The sequence below is a fragment of the Pseudophaeobacter sp. 1A09344 genome (assembly GCF_041008745.1).
In the GTDB taxonomy this organism is placed as follows: Bacteria; Pseudomonadota; Alphaproteobacteria; order Rhodobacterales; family Rhodobacteraceae; genus Phycobacter; species Phycobacter gallaeciensis_A.
The window spans coordinates 1-16,140 of the sequence record NZ_JAXGFS010000024.1; the positions used below are offsets into that span (position 1 = coordinate 1).

Below are 16,140 nucleotides of genomic sequence, written 5' to 3' on the forward strand. Positions count from 1 at the left end.
GGAACACTACCGTTACTGACCGGCCCTACAGCAGAACACCACAAAGCCCCCGCAAATCATGCGGGGGCTTTTTTGTTACAAGGCAGAGACTGGATGGGCGCCGGTTCCCTGCCCCCGGACAGCAAAGGCCTGGCTTTGAGGCAGGATTGCAAAAATTCCCGTTGCCCTGTCGCGTTCTGCCCTTAAGCTGATCCTGGCCATTATGTGACCGGAAGGATCCGGAGCCGGGTCCGCCCCAGAAGGGAGAAAAGACTTTGGGAAAACGTGACGACCTGATTGCACAATATGCAGATGATCTGAAAAACAAATGCGGCATGGATCCGGATATGGACCTGCTGACCAAGGTGACCATCGGCTGCGGCCCCGCGATCTACGATGCGGATGCCTCCACCGTTGCCTCCAGCCAGGAGAGCGAGCTGGAAACCGTCAAACAGAACTTCCTGATCAAGAAACTGGGTCTTGCTGACGGGCCTGAACTGATGGAGGCGATCAACAAGGTCGTCGAGATCTATGGCAAATCTGAGCGCAACAAATACCGGGCGGTTTTCTACTACATGCTGACCAAGCATTTCGGCAAGGAAGCGGTTTACGGCTAACCCCGCCAAAGCCAGTTAACACCTTGAAAATACACAGTTTGCAAACGCCCCACACGGGGCGTTTCGCATTTTAACGGTATTGTCGAAGCTAATGAATTGCGGAATCCAACTTCTCTGGGCTATCTATAGTTCAACCCGCCAGGAAGGCAGGAACCGAATTTCTCATACGCGTGTGGTGGCTACGGAGCACGCGGGGTGAAGGGAAGGTCCTGCATTCGCTGGGCCTTCCCTTTTTCGTTTTCAGAACAGGCATTTGGGACAAACGTCCATGAATGTGGTCCTGCGCCCCAGCTAAGGCTCAGTCCGGATCAGTTCCGCCCAGATCGCAGATGATGCGCCACTCTTCCTCGCTCACAGGCTGCACCGACAGGCGTGAGCTTTTCACCAGCACCATCTCTTCGAGCCGGGGATCGGATTTGATCTGCTCCAGGGATACCGGCGTGGTGAAGCCGCGCACCGCCTTGATATCCACGCACTCCCAGCGCGGATCATCCGTGGTGCTGTCGGGGTGCGCCTCGGCGCAGACCTCGACAATGCCAACCACGGATTTTTCTTTCTGTGAGTGATAGAAGAACCCGCGGTCGCCCAGTTTCATCTGGCGCATGAAATTACGCGCCTGGTAGTTTCGCACGCCGTCCCATTCCTCACCCGCGTCGCCCTTGGCCTGCTGGTCCTGCCAGCCCCAAGTCGAAGGTTCGGATTTGAACAGCCAATAGGCCATCAGCCGACGACCTTTTTCCAGGTGATCAGCTCGACCGCCTCAAACAGGCCTGCCTTGTTGTAGGGGTCATTTGCCGCCCAAGCCTCGCCCGCGGCCATATCCTCGACATCCAGAATGATCAGCGATCCGACCATTTCGCCGTTTTGATCCAGCAACGGCCCTGCCTGCGCCACGGCGCCAGTCTCTTCGATATAGGCCAGATGCGCGGTGCGATTCGCCATCCGGGTTTCCAAATGCCCGGGTTTATCGCGTGCAATCAATGCTATAAGCATTTTATTCCTCTTTTAATGGTCGTGACAGCAGTTGAGCGGTTGCGTCATGAATCGTCAAGCGGCCATCCAGCAAAGCGACCACGGTTTGTGTGATCGGCATGTCCAGCCGCATGTCCTTGGCCTTGGCGGCGGTGGCCCGGGCGGTGGCGGCGCCTTCGACGGTGATGGAGGGATCGAAACTCTCTCCCCGGCCAATGGCAAACCCCAGCCGGTAGTTGCGCGACAGGTCCGAACTGCAGGTAAGCGTCAGATCGCCAAAGCCCGACAGCCCGGCCAGCGTTTCGGCGCGGGCACCGCAGGCCAGGGCCATGCGCTGCATCTCGGCATAACCGCGGGTCATCAGCGCGGCGCGGGCGCTTTCGCCAAGGCCTGCACCGATCACCGCGCCGCAGGCGATGGCGATCACGTTCTTCAGGGCACCGCCCAACTCGGCGCCCACCGTATCCGTAGTGCGATAAAGCCGCAGGTTGGCCGTGGTCAGCTGTTCCTGCAGGGACAATCCCAGCGCAGGGTCTTCGCAGGCCAGCGTCAGTGCCGTGGGCAGGCCGCGCGCGATATCGGCGGCAAAGCTGGGGCCGGTCAGCAGGGCGGCTTGTGCCTGTGGCAGGCAATCCCGGATCACCGAAACCGGTCCCATCCCGGTGCTGAGTTCGATCCCCTTGCAGCAGGCCACCAGGGCCTTGCCCGCTAGCGCATCGCCTTCGGCCATCAGCAGCCCGCGCAATTGCTGCATCGGAACGGACAGCAGGATGGTGTCACTTTCCGCCGCTTCGGCCAAATCCGAGGTGACGGTCAGCTCTGGCGGCAGATCCACGCCGGGCAGGCGGGCCACATTGCGGCGGCTGGTCTGCATCTGCTCGGCATGGGGCTGGCTGCGTGCCCAAAGTGTGACGGGCCCATTGCCCGCCAGAGAAATCGCCAGCGCCGTGCCAAAGGCGCCCGCGCCCAGAACCGAAACACTCATGCCTTGGCCCCTTTCTTGCCCGAGCCAAGCAGCGCGGGGCTGCTCTGATCCAGCGGCCAGCGCGGCCGGGCGGTCAGGTCCAACCCGTCGCGCGCACCAGATCGGAACCGCTCCAGCCCGGCATAGGCGATCATCGCAGCGTTATCGGTGCACAGGCGCAGGGGCGGCGCGGTGAAGGTGGCGCCTGCTTCGGCGCAGACATCCTGTAGTGCGGCGCGAATGGCGGTATTGGCGGCGACCCCGCCGGCCACGGCAACGGTCGGGGACGCCGGGTTTTCATCCAGATAAAGGCGCAAGGCGCGACGGGTCTTCTCGGCCAGGGTATCGACCACGGCGGCCTGAAACCCGGCGCAAAGGTCGGCGCGGTCCTGCCGTGTCAGCCCGCCTTTTTCCGCAACGATCTGATCGCGCATCCGCATCAGCGCGGTTTTCAGCCCCGAGAATGACAGGTTGCAATCGGGCCGGTCCAGCAGCGGGCGCGGAAAGCGGAACCGTTTGGGGTCGCCATTTTCCGCCTCGGCCTGCACCGAGGGGCCGCCGGGCTGCGGCAGGCCCAAAAGGCGCGCGGTCTTGTCAAAGGCTTCGCCCGGAGCATCGTCGATGGTGCCGCCCAGACGGGTGAAATCCTCTGGTCCGCGCACGATCAGATACTGGCAATGCCCGCCGGACACCAGCAGCATCAGATAGGGAAAGGCAATCCCATCGGTCAGCCGCGGCGTCAGCGCATGGCCCGCCAGATGGTTCACCCCGATCAGCGGCAGGCCGGTGGCGGCGGCAATCCCCTTGGCGCACATCACACCGGACATCACCCCGCCGATCAGCCCCGGCCCGGCAGTGACGGCCACTGCGTCTAGGTCTTTCAACGTGACACCGGCCTCTTTCAGCGCCTCGATCACGCAGATATCCAGCTTTTCCGCATGCGCCCGCGCCGCGATTTCCGGCACCACCCCGCCATAGGCGCTGTGCAGTTCGGTCTGGCCAAAAACCACCGACGACAGGACCTCGGCCGGGGCATCTCCGGTCTGGCGCACCACCGCCGCTGCTGTATCGTCGCAGCTGCTTTCCAGCCCAAGGATCGTCAGGGTTTGTGTCATCGTGCTACCATTGCATCAGGTTGGCGCCGGGGCTACCACCTATGACAGGTGCAAACAATCCCGGGAGCGCGATGTGACGGATCCGAAGACCGGCCCTGCCGTGGGTTTGCTGATGACGCGGCCGCTGCCCTCGGCCCGCCGGTTCGTGGAGGACCTGCCTGATGAGACACGCGCAGGGCTTACCGTGATCTATGCGCCGCTGATGCGGGTTCAGCCATTATCTGGCGCCTTGGAGGCAACGGATACGCAGGGCGTCCGCGGGCTGATCTTTACCTCTGCCAATGCGGTTGCCACGGCGACCGGACAGGTTTCCACGGATCTGCCTGCCTATTGTGTCGGGCAGCGCACCACGGCGGAGGCGATCCGCGCGGGCTGGTCCGCGCAATGTTTGGGCCAGACCGCCGATGAGCTGGTCTCCCGCCTGGTAGATATGTGCCCACCCGCGCCCTTGTTGCATCTGCACGGGCGTCATACGCGTGGTGATGTGGCGCAGCGCCTGACGGATGCCGGGCTGTCCTGCCGCGAGAAGGTGATCTATGATCAGGAGCTGCTGCCACTGAATGAAGACGCGCTGCGGGCAATAACGTCGCAACAGTCGCTGATCGTGCCGGTTTTTTCGCCACGAACTGCGCGGCATTTCGCCCAGATTTGTCCCGATGCGTCGAATTTGCATCTGATTGCGCTGAGCGAAGCCGTTGCGAAACCACTGAAAGTCTTGAATTGCAGGGACTTGCAGGTATGTAACACGCCCGATGCAGATGCGATGAGTACACTGGTCCGTGATGCCGCAGATGCTTTGGCGCGGGTTGAGGGTCCCGCGCACGGGAAGTAATGTCGCGCTTGGGGTTGAGCGCCAGCACCGCAGGATTCAAGCATGAGTCGCAGCGGTGAGAATTGAGGGAGATGCCGACGTGGCTGACAAGAAAACTTCGGATGATGTGACCGGGTCGGACGCCAATGATGTGACGGCATCAGAGGTGACTGAGGTCGAAACCCCGGAACCGGTTGACTCGCAAGAGGAAAGCCCGGCGGACACTTCCGAAGCCGAAGCATCGAGCGAGACGGACGCAGACGCAGACGCAGACGCAGACGCAGACGCAGACGCAGACGCAGACGCAGACGCAGACGCAGACGCAGACGCAGACGCAGAAACCCCTGAACCGGCACCCGCCGAACCGCAACAGGTGATCGAACGCGTTGTCGAAAAACGCGGTGGCTTTGGCTCAGCCGTCCTTGGCGGGGCTGTCGCTGCTGTCATCGGATTTGCCCTGGGGCAAGGCGGCGTTTTGAACAGCATCCTGCCGCCCAGCCTGCGCCCGGCCAGTGTTGATGTCACCGCGATCGAAGCAGAGCAGGCCGCTTTGCGGTCGGATCTGTCGGCGCTGAAAACGCAGGTCGAGGGGATCTCCATTCCCGATCTCGCGCCGCTTTCGCAGCGTATCGACGCTGTTGAAGGCACCGTTGGTGATCTATCCGCACCGCAAAGTGACGCGCTTGAGACCGAGATTGCCGCGCTTGTGGAGCGTTTGACTGCGCTGGAGCAACGCCCGGTGGCCGATGCCGGATCGCCCGAGGCCATTGCCGCAGTAGATGCCCAGCTTGCCAAATTGCAGGACAGGCTGGCCGCACAGCGCGCCGAGGTTGAACAGATGCTCGCCGAGGCCCGCCAGATGGATGAGGCCAGCGCCGAAGCTGCCCGTATTGCCAGCGCCCAGACCGTGCTGGCCCGTCTGCGCTCCAGTCTCGACAGCGGCGCCAGCTACGCGGGGCTTGTCGACGAATTGACCACCCTTGATGTTACCGTGCCAGAGGCGCTGACCTCTCCTGCCGACAGCGGTGTGGCAACGCTCACCGGCTTGGCCGATAGCTTCACCCCGGCTGCCCGCAGCGCCCTTGCCGCCGCGCGGGAAGAGACCAAGGGTACCGGTGGCGTGATGGATTATCTCAAACGTCACCTCGGCGCGCGCTCGGTTGCGCCGCGCGAAGGCGACGATCCGGATGCGGTCCTGTCCCGCGTCGGCGCGCTGGTCGATCAGGGCAAGATTGCCGATGCGCTGGCCGAACTGGACGCACTGCCTGAAACCGCCCGGACCGCCCTGGCGGACTGGGAATCGGCTGCCCGCAGCCGGGTCGCTGCGGTTGCCGCAGCGGATGAACTGGCCCAAAGCCTGAACGCGAAATAAGGACCCTGCCATGCTCTGGTCATTGCTGAAAATCCTCGTCTTTGTTGCAATCGTCGCGCTGCTGGCTCTGGGTGCGGGGATCCTGATGGAAACCGCCGGGGGCGTGCAGATCACCGTTGCAGGCACTGAATATACCCTTGGCGCGCTGCAATCCGTGATGGCGCTGGTGGCGCTGGTCGTGATCGTCTGGCTGTTCTTCAAACTGCTGTCGCTGCTGATCGCCACGCTGAAGTTCCTGAATGGCGATGAAACCGCCCTGTCGCGCTATTTCGACAAGGGTCGCGAGGCAAAGGGTTATCAGGCGCTGTCTGATGGGCTGATGGCGCTGGCCTCGGGCGAGGGACGTCTGGCGCTGGCCAAGGCATCGCGCGCCGAGCGATATCTGGAAAAACCCGAACTCACCGATCTTCTGACCGCGCAGGCGGCCGAAATGGCGGGCGATACCAAAAAGGCTGCAGCCGCTTACAAACGATTGCTGGGCAATCAGAACACCCGGTTCGTCGGCATTCGCGGCATCATGAAGCAAAAGCTGTCCGACGGCGATACCGACACCGCCCGGCAACTGGCCGAAAAGGCATTGGCGCTGCGCCCGAAACACGAAGAGGTACAGGATACGCTGCTGCAACTGCAGGCCCGCGCCGAGGATTGGGCCGGGGCGCGCAAGACCCTTGCGACCAAGTTGAAGACCGGCACTCTGCCCCGCGATGTGTTCAAACGGCGCGACGCGGTGCTGGCGCTTTCGGCCTCCCAAGGGGTGATCGAGGAAGGCGCAACCGTGGAGCAGCGCGAACAGGCCATCGAGGCCAACCGCCTGTCGCCCGATCTCGTGCCTGCCGCCGCTATGGCCGCGCGCGCCTATATCGCCAAGGGCAAGACCCGCAATGCTGTCCGGGTTCTGAAAAAAGCCTGGGAGGCACAGCCGCACCCCGATCTGGCGCATGCCTTTGCCGAAATCGAACCGACAGAAACCGCCGCCGAGCGGGTCAAACGTTTTGGCCAGCTGGCGCGCCTGAAACCGCATGACGACGAAACCCGTCTGGTGATGGCCGAGCTGAACATCGTGGCCGAAGATTATCCCGAGGCGCGCCGGGCCCTGGGCGATCTGGCAGAACGGGCGCCGGATGCACGCGCCCTCACTCTGATGGCTGCGATTGAGCGCGGCGAAGGTGCCCCGGATGCGGTGGTTCAGGGCTGGCTGACCCGCGCGCTGACCGCGCCGCGTGGCCCGCAATGGGTTTGCGAGAACTGCAACCACATTCACGCGGAATGGGCGCCGGTCTGCGAACATTGCACCAGCTTTGACACGCTCAGCTGGAAGCGTCCCGAGACCGCTGAATTCGCCAGCGCAACGGGCGCCCACATGCTGCCGCTGATCACCGGCGCGGCGAAACCTGCCGTATCCCCAGAGGCCGGGGATATCCCTGAAGCGGAATTGATCGATGCGGATGCGCCTAACAATTCCGACGATGTCAGCACAGCGGATAACCGGGCCGAGGACGATCAGAGCGCTGAGCCCGAAAACGGCGACGCGGAGCGCGATGAAGACGTGGCCGAAAAAGACGCCAAGTAACCGCTGGACTGTGCGGCCCGGCGCCGCACAGCCGGATCTGACCCATGATCTGCCGTCTCTCGTGTTCAGTGGGGTGAGACGGCAGAGACCTTTCGCCTGAAAGAGCCCCAAGAGGCTCTGAACATGCAAAACTGATGCTTGCCGTTCCAACGGTGCCTGTAACGGGAATAGAACAACCGTCTTGGGGCACCACCTCTCCATCCAAGGCATTGTTTTGCATCAGTTTTTTGACTGATCAAGACGAGGCGTAGAAACGCTAGAAGGCATTGGTGCTGTTCAGTAGTCACTCTTTAACAGAATGGAACCAAGCGGCGTCACTAGCCACCCTTCGCGACGCTTCTTATGCCTGCTGCCGCCAAAGCCTGCATTCCAACCGATGTGTCGTTCAGGCCTATAGATCCGCTCTATCTGGTAAGCAGCATACCATGGCAAATCAGTATGCAAGGGCCGCCACTCTATTTCTTCAGCATGTTCGGCAAGGGCTTTTTTCAGCGCATGACAGGTCGGATTGGAATAGTGATTGGCCACGCGAGCGTGCAGCTTCTGCATGGTTACACCGATGTACCCCTCACGAAATGGATTAGCGAAGGATGGTAGATGGCCCCAGTATACCATGTGAGGTTGGGTCAGGTAGGACGGATTCGGCATAGGGATGTTTCTCCAAGAAGAGTAGATCCCGTGACCATAAGGTGATTCTAAAAGTGAATCAAATCAAGTACTTAAGGTAACTTCCGCGGTAACAGGACCGCCCCAGTTAAGGTAACTGTCAACAGCTTAACATGCTGTATTTAGCCACCTTCTCAGTACCTCTATCGGGTAGCCGTTCCCGTATCCATGACCCACGCCGTCAGTATGCCACCCCCCGATCTGATCCACGATGTCAGAAGGGCATTCCACGGCCCTTAGCCTGTCCCGCATCGAGTGGCGGAAACCGTGCATCGTGGCTCCCTTCGGCACGTAGGCCTTGAGCCACTTGTTCAGACCTGCACTAGCAGAGTTGCCGTTGGTCGTCCCCGTGGTGTTGTATCTCGGGAAGGCGAACCTGCTGTCCGTTTCCTGCGCATGGATCCTATCTGCTGCCCATTCTGCTGAGCCGACTAGGGGAACGATCCGTTTGCTGCTGTCGGTCTTGAGGCTTCTCCAGGGGTGAGGGACAATCCGAGCGACCCAGCCGCCGCTTTCATCCCGGTAGATGTCTTCCCTCAAAAGGCCTGCAGCTTCGGCCAAACGCATGCCGGTATCTGCCACCATGGCCACCAACCATCGCATTTCGTCGTCGATCACTTTGCATTTGCCCTGAACGGTGCGAATGTCCTGCACAGGGATGGAGCTACGGCCAGAAACCCCGGCGCTACGATCATAGTAGACGTTTGCAAACGGCGCTGTGGTGGACAGCCCTTCTTCTGCCACGGCGAAGTTGAAGACCGCACGGACGGTACCGAAGATCCGGGTAATGCTGCTGCCAGCCAGTCCCCGCTTGATCAGGGCGTCACGGAACTTGTTCGCGTCTGCCTTGGTGTAGCCTGTCAGGGGTTTGTCTCCGCAGACGTCGATCACGTAGCCGCAGGATCTATGTGCGGCACGGTGGAAGGTCTCAGGGCGTCCCTGACCTTTCAGGCGCAGGTACGTCAAGACAGCCTCCGACAGCGTCAGAACATCAGTCGTGACAGAGGCGTCTTCTCCTAAGAGGGGAGCCTGCCGGGTCAGACCATGCCGGAGAAGGTGTTTGCCAGGGAGTTCCGCATCCTGTGTGCGAAGATGGTACCAGTACTCGTCCAACTTGCAGGCAGCCCTGTTTGCCCGCGAGAGAGCGATGGAACGGGATCTGGTCCGCAGCGAGTAGGAGATCTTGCCCGACGAGTAATGCTGTCGGAGGTCCACCGGGATACGGCGGATGAAGTAGTAGATGCCTTCCTTCACGAAGACATGGCTGCTTGAAATGTTCTCCAATTTGTTCTACGCCTCGTCTTGATCAGTCAAAAAACTGATGCAAAACAATGCCTTGGATGGAGAGGTGGTGCCCCAAGACGGACTTGAACCGCCGACCTACTATTTACGAAACAGTTGCTCTACCGACTGAGCTATTGGGGCTACGCGGCTGATCATTTAGCTCCTCACTGCCCACCGCGCAAGGTAAAATCTCAAAGCAGAACAGGCACCAGAGGGCAGGGACGGCTGTGACGGCAAGGCGGCATAGTTGGGTCCCGACGCTCGCCAGCGTTTCAAAGAACTAAGGCGGCGCGGAACCCGAAGGCACCGCGCCTGAAAATTTTTCGGTTCTAAAATAGTGTTCGGCTGCCACCACTCACGGTTTAACAAAAGCGGCCGGACGAAAGTTATACTACCGTACAATAATAACGTGTCAACATGATACCATTTGCTGTTTTAGGCTGTTCGTGTATTACACTCTTGTGACACACACTTGGCATTAAAAATTAATACAGGACGCTATGTCTGACATTTCCAAACTGACAGAGTTGCGAAAACTGATGCTCGATATGGAAAGCTCGATGGGGCTTCAGGAGCTGTCTACGGTTGAACGTGATGTGTACTACGCCGCGAGCGACTTTCCGGACACCTCCGACGGCGTGCGCACCAACACCATCCGGGCGCATGCCATCGTGGCCAGCATGTCGCGTCCGACATTTTTCCGGGCCTTGAAGTCGCTGGTCGGCAAAGGATATCTGGAGCAAAGCGGCAGCGCGAGCCGGGGGCGATATCTGGTGAAGGCACCCAAATAGGAACAGGGGGCGTCACACAGATGAAGGCGGGGACGGGATTTGAAAGCTCTGGCGACAGAAACAACAGTGGTTACACTGTGCTACCTGCTGGCTTGCCTGGTCGCCTTCGAACTGCTGATGCCGATCCAATTGAGGGTCTTTCCCGGCGTTGAAAGCGATTCCAGCCTTCTTTTCCTTCCACATGGGGTGAAGGTGCTTGCCGCCTGGCTGCTGGGATGGCGGGCAAGCATTGCGCTGTTTCCCGGCGTCTTTCTGGTTTTTCTGTACTTCTCAGGGGCCAGTGTTCTTGAACCGCCCCGGATCGCTGCAATGGCGATTGCGGTTCTTGTTCCGTCGGCCGTCTTTCACCTGATCAAACTGGCCGGATGGGATCTGTCGCCTTATTCCGGCCGCAGGCCACGCTGGGCCAGCATCATGTTTGCCGGATTTCTGGTTTCCGTGGTGTCTTCGGTGCTCAGCAATCTGGCCTTCCAAAGCCCGCCCCAGGATTACTTCGTTTACCTGATCGGTGACTTCTTTGGATTGTTCTTCTTGTCACTGATCCTGATGTTCCTGTTCCGCGCCCTGCGCAAACACCAGATGCGTTGAGCCTGTAAATCAGGGCAAAGACTGCGCTTTGCCCTGATGTCATCTCAGATCAGCTTTTAGGCCGACGAGGTTTTGCGGAACCGCCTTTTCCCGCCTTGGCCAGGGCCGCACGGGCCTTGTTCTTCTTGCTGTTCGGCTTGCCCTTTGGCGGCGGCGGTCCCTTGGGGCCGCGGGTCGCGAAATGCGGTTTGCCGCCGTCCTTTTTGCGCAGGCTCTTGCTGGCATCGCCCGCGCCGGGCTTGCCTGCTGGTTTACTGGCAGGCTTGCTGCGCGGGGTCACCACAGCGTTCGGCTCGCGCGGGGCGGCGGCCTCGTGCTTCTTGTGACGGGGACGCTCGTCCCGGTCCGATTTGTTTGCGCGGGGTTTGCGCGGACCATCGGATTTGTCGAAGCCTGGCTTGTCATAGGACCGTTCACCGCGCCGGTCATCCGGGCGTGAGTCCTGACCACGATGCGGACGTTTTCCGCCCGGCTTCGGTCCGTCGAACTTTCTGGGGCCACCGGGGCGGCCTGTGGGACGTCCGGCGGGGATGTTCGGCGGGCTGTCCAGTTGCGTCAGCTTGGTGCCATCGTCCAGCACCATCTCGGTGCCAAGTGCCGCCAGGAATCCGGCTGCGCTGCTTTCGCGAATCTCGGCAAAGGTTTCATCCTGCTGGATGCGGATGGCACCGATATCGGATTTGGTGATGTTGCCGGCCCGGCACAGCATCGGCAGCAACCGGCGCGGATCGGCGCCTTCGTTCCGCCCTGCGGCGATCGAGAACCAGACGCTGGGACCAAAGGGTTCGCGCGGCTCAGGCTTGGCGTTTGCTTCGGACAGCTCTTCAGGGGCAGAGCGCGCGCTGCGCCACAGCCGCAGATAGGCTGCGGCCAGTTGTTCTGCCGAGAAGGCTTCGCTCAGCTGCGTCACCATGGGCTGTTCGCTGTCACTGACGGCTTCGTGCCAGGCGGGATCTGCCAGCATACGTTCGCCATCGCGTTCCGACACGGCCTCGGCCGAGGGCGCGTTGCCCCATTCGGCCTGCAGCTTGGCCATCTTCAACAGGCGCTCGGCCTTTTTACGGGCTTTCGGCGGCACGATCAGCGCGCTGACGCCCTTGCGACCGGCGCGACCGGTCCGGCCGGAACGGTGCAGTAGGGTTTCGTGGCTGGAGGGCAATTCGGCGTGCACCACCAGATCAAGGTTCGGCAGGTCGATCCCGCGCGCCGCCACATCGGTTGCGACGCAGACGCGGGCACGCCCGTCGCGCATGGCCTGCAGGGCATGGCTGCGTTCGGACTGGGACAGCTCACCCGACAGGGCCACGACCGAAAAGCCACGGTTCGACAGGCGTGTCACCAGTCGGTTCACCATGGCGCGGGTGTTGCAGAACACGATGGCGTTGGGGGCCTCATAGAACCGCAGCACGTTGATGATGGCGTTTTCATCGTCGCGCGGCGCCACTGCCATAGCGCGGTATTCGATATCGCTGTGCTGCGATTTCTCGGCGACGGTGGTGATCCGCATGGCATCGCGCTGATAGCTTTTTGCAAGCTGGGCGATTGCCGGGGGAACCGTGGCGGAGAACAGCAGCGTCTGGCGTTCTTCCGGGGCCTCACCCAGAATGAACTCCAGATCCTCACGGAAACCGAGATCGAGCATTTCATCGGCTTCGTCCAGCACCACTGCGCGCAGCTCGGACAGGTCGATGGACCCGCGCATGATATGGTCGCGCAGACGGCCTGGGGTGGCAACAACGATATGAGCGCCCCGGTCCAGCGCCCGGCGCTCATCCCGCATGTCCATGCCGCCCACACAGGAGGCGACGGTTGCACCGGCCTCACCATAGAGCCAGCTGAGTTCGCGTTTCACCTGCAGGGCCAGTTCGCGGGTCGGTGCAATCACCAGCGCCAGCGGCAAAGCTGCCGAGCCAAAACGGTCTTCATCGCCCAGAATGGCCCCGGCGATGGCGAGGCCAAATCCGACGGTCTTTCCCGAACCGGTCTGCGCCGAAACCAACAGGTCCGCGCTGCCCAGGGCCGGATCGGTCACGGCCTCCTGAACGGGAGTAAGTTTGTCATATCCACGGCGCTCCAGCGCCATAGCGAGTGTCTGTTTCAAAGGAAGGTCTGCTTTTTTCTATAGGAGCGGAGGCGGCTCGGGAGGTGGCGCAAAATGCTGCGCCGGTGCCGACAATTGGCCGCGTATAGGGCATTCAGACCCGAATGTATAGCTATCTTGTGATCTGGCCGGTATGCGGCCAGCGCGGGGCAGCGATAAGCCTAGCTTGGCGTCAACCGCGCTACGCCGATCACCCGCCGTGCCCACATTCTGTTGCGGCTGACCGCAGGGGGCAGATTGTTGACGTTTTTCAGGACGGTGACAGGGACACCGGCTGTTTCAGGCTCACGCCAACCTTGGCCAACTGGGCGCCAAGCTCGTTGATGATTTCGTCCTGTTTGCTGCAATCCGCGATAATCTTGTAAAAGTTTTCGACGTCGTCTTCGTTCAGGACGGGCCGGGAATCGCACAGAGCGGTCGCGCCGTCTTGTTCTGGTGTCTCGGACCCAGTTACCATCAGGTCGCTGCGGGAAATGCCAAAGCACCGGTGCAGAACTTCGATACGAACCAGGCTTTCCAACGAATTCCGGTTTACCCTGATGCAGTCGGGCGCTTCATCCAGGCAAGTTTCAGCGCAGGCTGCCAATTTCTTCCATGAGATCAGCCGGTCGATTTCGGACAGAATTCTTTCTTGCCGCGTTGCCTTTTTCTTCCGTCCGAGCAGGTTCTGTATCATTGCAGACCGTCCTTCCGCTTGAATAAAAACCGGTTAAAAAACCGTTCGATTTCGATATAAACCAATCTTTATTTTGAGCGGGTTTGAGTCAATCTAGGGGACCATGGGCAATCGTTCAGCCAGCACTCCCCTTTTGGCGGCGACATGTACTGAACGGATACAAAGGGCCAGAAAGGGAGCAGCACCTATCCTTTTGTGCATTTGACAGCCCTTTTCTCGAGGTATCCCCAATCAGATTGGCCTGCGGGCCGGGACCGTGTCCAGCCCCGAGAAAAGGTCCCGGATACCGCCTGCTCGGTCGCCTATGCGATAGCCTTCACTGCCACCGGAACCCCGTTAAAGGCCGCATTGCCGCTGATGGGATCAATCCGGGTGTCATCCGTCAGATCATTGATCGAGACGGTCTGAACCCGGGTCGCCGTGGTCAGTTTCCCCTGTCGCTGTCCCCAGCCCTGCGGGATAGACACCACCCCCGGTGCAATCTCATCCGTCACCTCGGCCGGCATGGTGACCTGCCCGACACGGCTGTGCACCGCAACGTCCATCCCGTCCTCGATGCTCAGCCGGTTCGCATCGGCGGGGTGCATCTGCACCGTGCAGCGGTTGCGCCCCTTCACCAGACGCTGGCTGTTCTGTGTCCAGCTGTTGTGGCTGCGTACCTGCCGACGCCCGATCATCAGCAGCGGGTAATCATCGCTGACCGGCGGCTCAAAGGCCAGCAGTCGCGGCAAGTCAGCAAGGAACACCTCTGGCGCCAGATCCAGCTTGCCATCCGGTGTTTCCAGTCGATCGGCAAGGCTTTCAACGAGCGGACCCAGATCAATCGCTCCGGTCTCAGCGCCCAGCATCGCGTCCGTCGTCACCCGGTCGCCGTGGTATCCGCGCGGCAAAAGCGCCGTCAGCGTCTCAACCGGCGAAGGGCCGATGCTGTTGCTCCCACTCAACCTCGCGGCCAGCCGGGCGATGACCTCCCACTCCTGCGGGTTGTCATTGGGCGGCGTAAACACCGGCTCGGCAAAGGCAGCGGTATTGCGCACGGCAAAACTGTGGAACACCATATCATAGACGTGCTCTTCAAGCGCCACGGTGGCGGGCAGGATCAGATCGGCATGGCGGGTGGTGTCATTGATGTGCAGATCAATCGACATCATGAAATCCAGCTGCTCCATCGCCGCCCCAATGCGCAGCCCGTTGGGCGCAGTCAGCACAGGATTACCTGCCACGGTGACCATGGCTCGGATCTGCCCCTCGCCCGGAGTTTCCATCTCCTCGGCCAGGACCGAGACAGGGAACTCCCCGTTATACAGCGGCTGGCCGGACACCCGCGAGCGTTTCTCGGGATAGCTGCGCACACGCCCCTTGCGGCTGGTCATACCCACGTAATCCAGCGCTGGGGTGGTGAACATGGCGCCGCCCGGGCTGTCGAAATTTCCGGTGATGATATTGAGCGCATTGCTCGCCCATTGGCACAGGGCACCAAAGCTTTGTGTCGAGGCCCCCATGCGCGCATAGCATACCGCCGAACCGGCGCGGGCAAAATCATGGGCTAGAGAGCGGATAGTATCTGCGTCGATACCGGTCATTTTTGCCGCAAGGTCCGGCGTGAACGGTTGCACCGCCTGTTTCAGCGCATCGCGACCCCGCACCACCGGATCCAGCGCACCGGGGCTGTCCAGACCAGTCGCAAAAACCTCATGGATCAGGGCAAGCAGCAGGAAGGCATCGGTCTCAGGGCGGATGAACAGATGTGTGCTGGCCTTTTCGGCGGTTTCGGTGCGTCTGGGGTCCACCACAACGCTGCGCCCACAGCGCGCGTGCAGCTCCTCCATCCGCTTGCCAAATCCCGGCGCGGTCATCATCGACCCATTCGACACCAGGGGATTGCCGCCGATGATCAGCATGAAATCGGTGCGGTCCACATCCGGCACCGGGATCAGCATCGGATGGCCCAGCATGTGGATCGAGGCAACGTGGTGCGGGATCTGATCCGCCGTGGCCGAGGAATAGCGGTTCTGCGTCCCCAGCGCCTTGACCAGTCGCGGCAGGGTCAGGAGGTTGCCGAACTTATGCGCGTTGGGGTTGCCCAGATAGGTCCCCACGGCGTCCTTCCCGTGGGCCTCCTGCACCTCTTCGATCCGGGTTGCGGCATATTCCAGCGCCTCTTCCCATGACACCGGCACGAATTGACCGTCCACCTTTTTCAACGGCGTGGTCACCCGGTCCGGGTCGGTGCGGAAATCCTGCAAGGCAATCGCCTTGGGACAGATATGGCCCCGCGACAGGGGGTCATCCGGGTTGGGCTTAATCGACACGACCTCGGTGTCGGTATGCGTGACGATCAACCCGCACATGGCTTCGCATATATTGCAGGTCCGGAATTGTGTCTTTTGGTCGCTCATGGCTGCCTCCCCTGTTCCTCCCGGTCCAGCGGCGTGCAAAGCCACAGGGACCAGGATCAGCCTAGACCAGCCGTCGTCACCTTGTCAGAGCCTTATCCCGCGTCTTTCCGGTTTCGACCAAACGTCATCTCGCAGTTTCTGCGCCCTATTGAAGCCAAAACAAAAAAGCCCCCGCATGATTTGCGGGGGCTTTGTGGTGTTCTGCTGTAGGGCCGGTCAGTAACGGTAGTGTTCC

At 61.0% G+C, this 16,140-nt stretch carries 15 protein-coding genes and 1 tRNA gene; 6 read left to right on the top strand and 10 right to left on the bottom strand.

Annotation, left to right across the window (positions count from 1 at the left end; all coding sequences use genetic code 11):
- Nucleotides 1-254: 254 nt before the first annotated feature.
- Nucleotides 255-596: a DUF2853 family protein gene (locus SM765_RS22595; protein WP_065272032.1), complete on the top strand. Its 342-nt coding sequence runs from the start codon at nucleotides 255-257 to the stop codon at nucleotides 594-596.
- 298 nt (nucleotides 597-894) lie between these two features.
- Here SM765_RS22595 and SM765_RS22600 read toward each other — a convergent pair whose 3' ends face one another.
- From SM765_RS22600 to tsaD, 4 genes are read right to left on the bottom strand one after another with little or no spacing between them, the layout of a single operon-like run.
- The gene (locus SM765_RS22600; RefSeq protein WP_274829318.1) at nucleotides 895-1,317 is read right to left on the bottom strand and encodes an EVE domain-containing protein; all 423 of its coding nucleotides are present in this window, start codon (nucleotides 1,315-1,317) and stop codon (nucleotides 895-897) included.
- The gene (locus SM765_RS22605) at nucleotides 1,317-1,589 is read right to left on the bottom strand and encodes a YciI family protein (RefSeq protein WP_065272034.1); all 273 of its coding nucleotides are present in this window, start codon (nucleotides 1,587-1,589) and stop codon (nucleotides 1,317-1,319) included. The genes SM765_RS22600 and SM765_RS22605 overlap by 1 nt, the downstream gene beginning before the upstream one ends.
- 1 nt (nucleotide 1,590) lies before the next feature.
- A complete protein-coding gene (locus SM765_RS22610; protein ID WP_274838912.1) occupies nucleotides 1,591-2,553 on the bottom strand; it encodes an NAD(P)H-dependent glycerol-3-phosphate dehydrogenase in 963 nt (320 codons plus the stop codon).
- On the bottom strand, nucleotides 2,550-3,647 hold the full coding sequence (gene tsaD, locus SM765_RS22615; RefSeq protein WP_274838913.1) for a tRNA (adenosine(37)-N6)-threonylcarbamoyltransferase complex transferase subunit TsaD: 1,098 nt from the start codon (nucleotides 3,645-3,647) through the stop codon (nucleotides 2,550-2,552). Before tsaD ends, SM765_RS22610 begins: the two co-directional genes overlap by 4 nt.
- Nucleotides 3,648-3,720: 73 nt before the next feature.
- Between tsaD and SM765_RS22620 the strand changes: the two genes are divergently transcribed.
- The 3 genes from SM765_RS22620 (at nucleotide 3,721) to SM765_RS22630 (ending at nucleotide 7,400) form a co-directional block, all read left to right on the top strand.
- Nucleotides 3,721-4,479: a uroporphyrinogen-III synthase gene (locus tag SM765_RS22620; RefSeq protein WP_274838914.1), complete on the top strand. Its 759-nt coding sequence runs from the start codon at nucleotides 3,721-3,723 to the stop codon at nucleotides 4,477-4,479.
- Nucleotides 4,480-4,558: 79 nt separating this feature from the next.
- Entirely contained in the window at nucleotides 4,559-5,830 is a 1,272-nt protein-coding gene (locus SM765_RS22625; RefSeq protein ID WP_368981912.1) for a COG4223 family protein, read from the top strand.
- A gap of 10 nt (nucleotides 5,831-5,840) precedes the next feature.
- Nucleotides 5,841-7,400 (top strand): heme biosynthesis protein HemY, encoded by a 1,560-nt coding sequence (locus SM765_RS22630; protein WP_274838878.1) that lies wholly within the window; start codon nucleotides 5,841-5,843, stop codon nucleotides 7,398-7,400.
- A gap of 276 nt (nucleotides 7,401-7,676) precedes the next feature.
- Here the strand turns inward: SM765_RS22630 and SM765_RS22635 are convergent, their stop codons facing one another.
- The 3 genes from SM765_RS22635 to SM765_RS22645 all read right to left on the bottom strand — a co-directional run bounded on the left by SM765_RS22635 (nucleotide 7,677) and on the right by SM765_RS22645 (nucleotide 9,491).
- On the bottom strand, nucleotides 7,677-7,949 hold the full coding sequence (locus tag SM765_RS22635) for a hypothetical protein (RefSeq protein ID WP_133245410.1): 273 nt from the start codon (nucleotides 7,947-7,949) through the stop codon (nucleotides 7,677-7,679).
- Nucleotides 7,950-8,174: 225 nt separating this feature from the next.
- Nucleotides 8,175-9,350, bottom strand: coding sequence for a DUF6538 domain-containing protein (locus SM765_RS22640; protein WP_368981913.1), 1,176 nt, complete (start codon nucleotides 9,348-9,350; stop codon nucleotides 8,175-8,177).
- Between the two features lie 65 nt (nucleotides 9,351-9,415).
- Nucleotides 9,416-9,491: transfer RNA gene (locus SM765_RS22645), tRNA-Thr, on the bottom strand.
- 359 nt (nucleotides 9,492-9,850) lie between these two features.
- On the opposite strand from SM765_RS22645, the gene SM765_RS22650 reads away from it, so the two are divergent.
- On the top strand, nucleotides 9,851-10,141 hold the full coding sequence (locus SM765_RS22650) for a hypothetical protein (protein WP_065272040.1): 291 nt from the start codon (nucleotides 9,851-9,853) through the stop codon (nucleotides 10,139-10,141).
- A gap of 66 nt (nucleotides 10,142-10,207) precedes the next feature.
- Nucleotides 10,208-10,729, top strand: a complete 522-nt coding sequence (locus SM765_RS22655) for a hypothetical protein (protein ID WP_274830015.1) — start codon at nucleotides 10,208-10,210, stop codon at nucleotides 10,727-10,729.
- A 49-nt stretch (nucleotides 10,730-10,778) separates the two neighbouring features.
- Here the strand turns inward: SM765_RS22655 and SM765_RS22660 are convergent, their stop codons facing one another.
- From SM765_RS22660 to SM765_RS22670, 3 genes are all read right to left on the bottom strand, one after another.
- A complete protein-coding gene (locus tag SM765_RS22660) occupies nucleotides 10,779-12,830 on the bottom strand; it encodes a DEAD/DEAH box helicase (RefSeq protein ID WP_274838881.1) in 2,052 nt (683 codons plus the stop codon).
- A gap of 250 nt (nucleotides 12,831-13,080) precedes the next feature.
- Nucleotides 13,081-13,506 carry a hypothetical protein gene (locus SM765_RS22665; protein ID WP_065272042.1) on the bottom strand — a complete coding sequence of 142 codons (426 nt, stop codon included), beginning with the start codon at nucleotides 13,504-13,506 and terminating at the stop codon, nucleotides 13,081-13,083.
- 302 nt (nucleotides 13,507-13,808) lie between these two features.
- Nucleotides 13,809-15,905 (bottom strand): molybdopterin-dependent oxidoreductase, encoded by a 2,097-nt coding sequence (locus SM765_RS22670; RefSeq protein ID WP_274838882.1) that lies wholly within the window; start codon nucleotides 15,903-15,905, stop codon nucleotides 13,809-13,811.
- Nucleotides 15,906-16,140: the final 235 nt, after the last annotated feature.

Excerpts from the sequence above, each read along its gene's own strand:
- SM765_RS22670 (WP_274838882.1), bottom strand. The coding sequence starts at position 15,905 with ATGAGCGACCAAAAGACACAATTCCGGACCTGCAATATATGCGAAGCC.
- SM765_RS22650 (WP_065272040.1), top strand. The coding sequence starts at position 9,851 with ATGTCTGACATTTCCAAACTGACAGAGTTGCGAAAACTGATGCTCGAT.
- tsaD (WP_274838913.1), bottom strand. The coding sequence starts at position 3,647 with ATGACACAAACCCTGACGATCCTTGGGCTGGAAAGCAGCTGCGACGAT.
- SM765_RS22665 (WP_065272042.1), bottom strand. The coding sequence starts at position 13,506 with ATGATACAGAACCTGCTCGGACGGAAGAAAAAGGCAACGCGGCAAGAA.
- SM765_RS22600 (WP_274829318.1), bottom strand. The coding sequence starts at position 1,317 with ATGGCCTATTGGCTGTTCAAATCCGAACCTTCGACTTGGGGCTGGCAG.
- SM765_RS22630 (WP_274838878.1), top strand. The coding sequence starts at position 5,841 with ATGCTCTGGTCATTGCTGAAAATCCTCGTCTTTGTTGCAATCGTCGCG.
- SM765_RS22635 (WP_133245410.1), bottom strand. The coding sequence starts at position 7,949 with ATGCAGAAGCTGCACGCTCGCGTGGCCAATCACTATTCCAATCCGACC.
- SM765_RS22605 (WP_065272034.1), bottom strand. The coding sequence starts at position 1,589 with ATGCTTATAGCATTGATTGCACGCGATAAACCCGGGCATTTGGAAACC.
- SM765_RS22610 (WP_274838912.1), bottom strand. The coding sequence starts at position 2,553 with ATGAGTGTTTCGGTTCTGGGCGCGGGCGCCTTTGGCACGGCGCTGGCG.